Origin of the sequence: Burkholderia sp. BCC0044, from assembly GCF_902832955.1 — a bacterium.
Taxonomy (GTDB): Bacteria; Pseudomonadota; Gammaproteobacteria; order Burkholderiales; family Burkholderiaceae; genus Burkholderia.
Genome location: NZ_CADFDO010000020.1, coordinates 1 through 398, shown reverse-complemented (window position 1 = coordinate 398; position 398 = coordinate 1). Strand labels below are relative to the sequence as shown.

3 tRNA genes are annotated in these 398 nt (G+C 56.8%); all 3 read right to left on the bottom strand.

The features are described 5' to 3' along the window. Positions 1 to 11 precede the first annotated feature (11 nt). A tRNA-Glu gene (locus HWX14_RS36285) sits at positions 12 to 87 on the bottom strand. Positions 88 to 150: 63 nt separating this feature from the next. Beyond that, positions 151 to 227 (bottom strand) — tRNA-Asp (locus HWX14_RS36280). A gap of 78 nt (positions 228 to 305) precedes the next feature. After that, positions 306 to 381 (bottom strand) — tRNA-Glu (locus tag HWX14_RS36275). Positions 382 to 398: the final 17 nt, after the last annotated feature.

The window sequence follows — 398 nt, the reverse complement described above, 5'->3', positions numbered from 1 at the left end:
GCCGCTGAATCTGGCGTCCCCTAGGGGATTCGAACCCCTGTACTCACCGTGAAAGGGTGATGTCCTAGGCCTCTAGACGAAGGGGACAACGTACTGCTTACATCTTTAATACAAAAGCCCGCTCAAAAACGTCTTGAACGGGCTTCGTTCTGGCGGAGCGGACGGGACTCGAACCCGCGACCCCCGGCGTGACAGGCCGGTATTCTAACCGACTGAACTACCGCTCCAGCTTTCTTACCCAACCCGCAGGACGTCGGTTACGTTCCTGCAAGCCTTGCGACACTTCTACGAAACGCCGCTGAATCTGGCGTCCCCTAGGGGATTCGAACCCCTGTACTCACCGTGAAAGGGTGATGTCCTAGGCCTCTAGACGAAGGGGACAACGTACTGCTTACATC